Consider the following 5,345-nt stretch of genomic DNA (forward strand, 5'->3'; position numbering starts at 1 on the left):
TTTTGTAGTGGATATTAAAGACGGACCAGTAGGTTATAAAGTCAATAACCTAATTACGTTGTTATTTGTTAAAATAAAGGGTGAATGGAAATTGGTTCACGAACACCATTCTCCTGAAAATCTACCACTAATCTAATAATCTAAGACACAAAACCATTATGGTTATAATCCATAATGGTTTTGCATATTATTGGTTTTGTTACCTATTGCCTTTTACATAGAGTTTGTATAAGTCGTCTGAACTTTTAATCTTTTCTTTTAAATCAAGAATAGTTTTTAACTCTTGTTCTAAGGCTAAAATATTTAATAGTCGTCTATGTTGTTCTACGTTTAAATGCGGAACGCCTTGAGAACTTAAAACACCTTTATAATAATTTGAGAAAATCATAATTCAAAATTATTGAATATGCTCTTTAGTCCTTGCTTAAGATTGTAGTAATTCAGTCGAGGTCACAACAATAGCAAAGCTTTCAAGAGATTGAAGGCTTTTTTATTTTGTCATTTGCCCAAAATTTGCCTATTATTTCAAAATTAAGCCAATTTAATATTGAATACTTATCAAGACTATCACCGTATTTAAAACTTCTAACTTCCGTTATCACATTATTCTCTGTATCATAAACAACCTCAACAAAGAACTTATCGATGGCGTAACAGTTAATGCGAATGTCTTTAGTAATGTAGTTGTCTAAGAATGTGCCGTATAGGTTAACGGCTTCCATACGTTCGTTTAGTTTTAATCTATTAAACTCGTATAAGGTCATTTAATTTCAAAAGTAGGCGAGAATAAGAAATTATATTTAGCCATTGTTGTGCTTTTGATATTTTTGATTTAATTCGAGATTGATTTTATCGATTAGTATTTTGGATTCATTTTGAAACTCTTTTAATTTTGGGACATATAATCGAAATAGTGTCATCCGAAATGTCGCTACTCTATTTCTGAAATCTTGAGAGTTGATAGCGTAGTCCACAAAATCTTCAGTTATAACATCATCGACATAGTCTGACCACCACGAGTAAGTAGATTTCCAATGGGTATAGTTCTCTTTTAATTCGTATGAAAGGAAATCTTGATCTAGTTTAATTTCCAAAAGATTGGTCTTGTAAAAATTTGATATTTCTGAATCTAAATCGTTTGTTAGATTATTTTCTGTTAAGATGATGTTTTTCAACAATTCATATCCGCGGGTTTGTATTGAAAAATCCGGATAACCAGTCATCATATTAGTAGCAGCTGGATGAGTTAAAAGATATTCCTTAGTAAGGGTTTTCGATATTACCTTATCCAAAACACCTTCTCTTTTTTTAAGATTGAACAAGATGGAATCAATCTCTATATAATCTTTTTCTAAATCATTAATGATTACATTATAAACTACTTTAAGATTTTGTTTTTGTTTTCGGCTTTCGTTCCAATTATTAATTTGTAATGCAATCAAAATTCCAATAACAACAAGTACTATTTCTCCAACCGCATACTTCAAATACCTTCCAGTCTTTCCTTCTGAAAGTAAATTTTGTCTAATTTTTCTAAAAAATTTTATCATTGGTTAGTGGTTTGTCATAATGAAGCACAACGGTTTTGGCTATGGTTTCGTTGGGTGAAAATCCTCGAGGATTTTCCGCCGTAAACCGAAGATAGCAAAAGAGAAAGGATTTGCCGATAAAAAAATCCAAAGCAATAAATTATAGCCGGTGTTAACTGCTATTGTTTTTCGCTTATACTCACTTAAAATTAAATATAAAACCTATCTTTAAATAAATAAAAATAAAATGAGAAAATTATTTTTACTGATTGTTGTAGTTCCAATTATTGCCTTTGGACAAGAGGTACAAATTATCGATTCTAAAGATGTCATGGAAAAAGATGGTCTTTTGTTACTGAAAAGTGACTCGAATATAATTACTGGTACAATCAAATATTGGTATGAGAATGGGCAGTTAAAAGAGGAAGTAATTATCAAGGATGGCAAATTAGATGGTATTAGTAAAAAATGGTATGAGAATGGGCAGTTAAGTTATGAAGTAACTTATAATAATGGAATAGCCAATGGTGTAATCAAAAAGTGGTATGAAAACGGACAGTTAATGAGACAAACACCAAAAAAAAATGATAAAATTGAAGGTGTAGCAAAAGAGTGGTATGAAAATGGACAGTTAAAAAGGGAACAAACAAATAAGAGTGATAAAATAGATGGTTTTGATAAGGAGTGGTATGAAAATGGACAGTTAAGTTTTGAAGGGGCTTATAAGGATGGAAAAGCCGAAGGAGTTTTGACAGAATGGTTTGAGAATGGAATATTAAAATCTAAAGGAACACTTAAGAACGATAAAAAAGAAGGACTGACAGAATGGTGGTACGAGAATGGGCAGTTAAAAGAGCAAGGGACATATAAGGATGGTAAGTCCGATGGTGTCACTAGTGAATGGCATGAGAATGGACAGTTAAAATCGGAAGCGACATGGTCAAATGGACAACCTATTGGGTTGGGCAGAGAATGGCATCAGAATGGGCAATTAAAGGGTGAAGGTGTGTTCAATAAGGGGCAGCAAGAAGGTATTTGGAAATGGTGGTATGAGAATGGACAGATGGAAGGTGAATGGACCTATAAAAATGGAAAACCTGATGGAGCTTGGAAAAAATGGAATACTGATGGAAAACTACTCAAAGAGCTAACTTTTAAGAGAGGTAGACTAATCTCTGAAAAAAGTTATTAAAATCTAGTATTTTTTTATTTCAAAGGATAAAATATGGTCATTTAATAATACTCTATTTGCCTTTCAATGATGTATTTTAGTGTGTCACCTCCAAAGTCAATCCGCTTAATCCAATTATTCTTTTCGTCATAGTCATATTTAAAAATATCTTTCAAACTATATCCGCCATCCGATAAATACGTCTTTTCAATTAAATTGTCTTTATCATCATATTTATATATGAATTTAAAATTTACACCATTTTGATTAAAATTACTAGATTCAATTTTATTGCCATTATCATCATATTTACTAATTTCTTTCCAACTTAAACTCCCATCATATGAATAACTATTCATTTCAGTTTCATTACCCTTATCATCATATTTATAAGTGTTTTTCCAATGTAAAATACCAACTGTTGTATAAACACTAACTTCCGTTAGATTGTCTTTATCATCATATTTATAGGATACCGAACTTCCTTCTAAACTGCCATTTGTATAGGTGGTTTTTTCAATTATATTGTCTTTATCATCATATTTATAGGTGTATCTGCAACTCATTTCTAAACTATCAATTGGGTAGTACCTATTTAATTCAATTGGATTGCCTTTATCATCATATTTAAAAGTTTCTTTACCAATTTCTCCATTTGGTGTAGATTGATTTATATTAATTTTATTACCCTTATCATTGTATTTATAAATTTGTTTCAAAATTAAACTATCACTATCACCAAAATACCTTGCAACCCTTTCAATAATAAAGCCTTTGACGTTATATTTATTATAATATTCACCAGGCGCCAATATTCCTGAGCCGTCTATGTCTCCTTTTGTTATTTCACCAAATTTATCAAATGCATGATAAGAAATTTGCCTTAATGTTTTGACTTTCCCTTTTAGATTCGCTCGTTCTAGGTCATTCTGTTGTTTGTTTTCAGATGAAAAACTTAATATTAAAACTATAAACAATAAGACAAATGCTTTCATAAGAATAAATCTATCTATTAAATATAGGAAAAATAAATGCACATTACACGTTTATAGTACTTTATGAGATAATTGTACTTTGGAAAGATTCAAAGCTTTACAGAATATTTAAATTTATAACGATAGTGTATCTATAAGAAAGTAAGCTATCCCTTTAATCAATTCACTTCTAAAGAAAAGCCTATGATGCTTTGATTATCATAAAATTATAACTAACTTTCTATGCACTCCCCTTGTCAAAATAAAAGATCAACTTATATATTATGAAGAAAACCATCATTTTCGTAATATTATTATCTGTAATTACTTACTGCATGGGGCAAGATAAAGATTTTGGTCGTGGTTTGTCACTCTCTTATTCCACAAACAATGCTTGGGGAGTAGATATTTTCGCAAGAGCTGGCAATAATAGATTTCATTTAGGTTATGGTCATCAATTTAACGGACAGGAAATTAAAGTTGTAAAAAAACAAAAAGAAACTAATGAGTTAACGGAAATTGGGAATGGAGAATATTTCTGGGTTATTGATTTAGGATATAGCAGGATATTTATGGATAGAATAACTGTACATTCTGAATTCAGTATTGGAGGAAAAAATGAGTTCACTAGTTTTAAAGCCGATAGAACTTATTATAAAGATTATTCTCTAGTAACTGACTCAAAATTAGCCATAGGCATCGGATTAAAAGTTGGCTACTTAATGAATAGTGGTATTGAACCTTTCATCGGGATTCATACACTAAAAAAATTGGATTTTGGAGTTAGACTTTCCTGGTAACAATTCTATCAATAATGAAAGGCCTTACAGTTTCAATTGGCAATCCCGAGTAGTGGTGAAATCAGAAATTATGATTTTGAAAATTCCGATATGTGTTTGAGTGAGTTCCAGAATTGCAGTTAACAGTTTTGTGTATGGTTAGTTGTGTGATTAAGCACTAAGTTAGTAAAAGAAACCGAACCAGAGGGAAATCCATGGGATTTTCCGAGTACACACAGACCAAGCAATTAGCTATACACATCCTAAGTTGGTTTTCATTCTTTGTTGAACAATTATAGAGCCCTAATATTATCTACTACATGTTCATCACTGCGTGTTCCATAAGGATCAATAGCAATGTAACTTGGCTTATCCTTAACAATAATTTTAAATTCTGTAACACCATTTTTAATTGTATTAGATTCGTAATAAAGAATTGTTGCATCATCTCTTACCAAAGAGGGGTGCGTTTTAAAAACTCCAATTTTAATAGGTTCATTTATTTGTGTTTCTTTCGTTTCACCAGAAGTAAACATCTCAAATCGATTTGCTTTTATTTTTACCAAAACTTCATAATTTCCATTGGATAATTCTGTATAAGAGCTTTCCTCTATTCCTAAATCATAAGTAATAACTTTTTTAAACCAATCATCAATTAATATATAATGTTCTGGAGGTGTTACTTTATAAAGCTCGTCTAAAAACTCAATAGAATTAGCTTCTAACTTGTTAATATTACGATGGTTGTCTGTAATCGTTTTTAATACATGGTTTACTTGTTTCTCGCCTATCAAATCTCTTAACGCCATTAATACCGTATATGCTTTACCATAAGAAATATAGCCTTGACCTAACACCATATAAACTGGTGGTTCGATATCTCCGGCAAAAG

At 30.7% G+C, this 5,345-nt stretch carries 7 protein-coding genes and 1 pseudogene; 3 read left to right on the top strand and 5 right to left on the bottom strand.

The features are described from left to right. Positions 1 to 7: 7 nt before the first annotated feature. Positions 8 to 136, top strand: coding sequence for a nuclear transport factor 2 family protein (locus tag AC15TD_RS15355; RefSeq protein ID WP_484453027.1), 129 nt, complete (start codon positions 8 to 10; stop codon positions 134 to 136). Positions 137 to 199: 63 nt separating this feature from the next. Here AC15TD_RS15355 and AC15TD_RS15360 read toward each other — a convergent pair whose 3' ends face one another. From AC15TD_RS15360 to AC15TD_RS15370, 3 genes are all read right to left on the bottom strand, one after another. Beyond that, on the bottom strand, positions 200 to 388 hold the full coding sequence (locus AC15TD_RS15360) for a hypothetical protein (protein ID WP_484453021.1): 189 nt from the start codon (positions 386 to 388) through the stop codon (positions 200 to 202). 82 nt (positions 389 to 470) lie between these two features. Then, complete coding sequence (locus AC15TD_RS15365; RefSeq protein WP_484453022.1) at positions 471 to 764, bottom strand: hypothetical protein; 294 nt, start codon at positions 762 to 764, stop codon at positions 471 to 473. Between the two features lie 36 nt (positions 765 to 800). Further along, positions 801 to 1,550, bottom strand: a complete 750-nt coding sequence (locus AC15TD_RS15370) for a DUF6090 family protein (RefSeq protein WP_484453023.1) — start codon at positions 1,548 to 1,550, stop codon at positions 801 to 803. Positions 1,551 to 1,776: 226 nt separating this feature from the next. On the opposite strand from AC15TD_RS15370, the gene AC15TD_RS15375 reads away from it, so the two are divergent. Then, entirely contained in the window at positions 1,777 to 2,721 is a 945-nt protein-coding gene (locus AC15TD_RS15375) for a toxin-antitoxin system YwqK family antitoxin (RefSeq protein WP_484453024.1), read from the top strand. Between the two features lie 41 nt (positions 2,722 to 2,762). Here the strand turns inward: AC15TD_RS15375 and AC15TD_RS15380 are convergent, their stop codons facing one another. Continuing rightward, the gene (locus AC15TD_RS15380) at positions 2,763 to 3,695 is read right to left on the bottom strand and encodes a hypothetical protein (protein WP_484453025.1); all 933 of its coding nucleotides are present in this window, start codon (positions 3,693 to 3,695) and stop codon (positions 2,763 to 2,765) included. Between the two features lie 263 nt (positions 3,696 to 3,958). Between AC15TD_RS15380 and AC15TD_RS15385 the strand changes: the two genes are divergently transcribed. Continuing rightward, on the top strand, positions 3,959 to 4,474 hold the full coding sequence (locus AC15TD_RS15385) for a hypothetical protein (RefSeq protein ID WP_484453026.1): 516 nt from the start codon (positions 3,959 to 3,961) through the stop codon (positions 4,472 to 4,474). 272 nt (positions 4,475 to 4,746) lie between these two features. Here AC15TD_RS15385 and AC15TD_RS15390 read toward each other — a convergent pair. Beyond that, positions 4,747 to 5,345, bottom strand: a pseudogene (locus AC15TD_RS15390) (hypothetical protein); the annotation flags it as partial.

The sequence above is a fragment of the Yeosuana sp. genome (assembly GCF_057126245.1).

Bases quoted from the DNA above. Each gene is read 5' to 3' on its own strand.
- AC15TD_RS15360 (WP_484453021.1), bottom strand. From the start codon at position 388: ATGATTTTCTCAAATTATTATAAAGGTGTTTTAAGTTCTCAAGGCGTT.
- AC15TD_RS15365 (WP_484453022.1), bottom strand. From the start codon at position 764: ATGACCTTATACGAGTTTAATAGATTAAAACTAAACGAACGTATGGAA.
- AC15TD_RS15370 (WP_484453023.1), bottom strand. From the start codon at position 1,550: ATGATAAAATTTTTTAGAAAAATTAGACAAAATTTACTTTCAGAAGGA.
- AC15TD_RS15375 (WP_484453024.1), top strand. From the start codon at position 1,777: ATGAGAAAATTATTTTTACTGATTGTTGTAGTTCCAATTATTGCCTTT.
- AC15TD_RS15380 (WP_484453025.1), bottom strand. From the start codon at position 3,695: ATGAAAGCATTTGTCTTATTGTTTATAGTTTTAATATTAAGTTTTTCA.
- AC15TD_RS15385 (WP_484453026.1), top strand. From the start codon at position 3,959: ATGAAGAAAACCATCATTTTCGTAATATTATTATCTGTAATTACTTAC.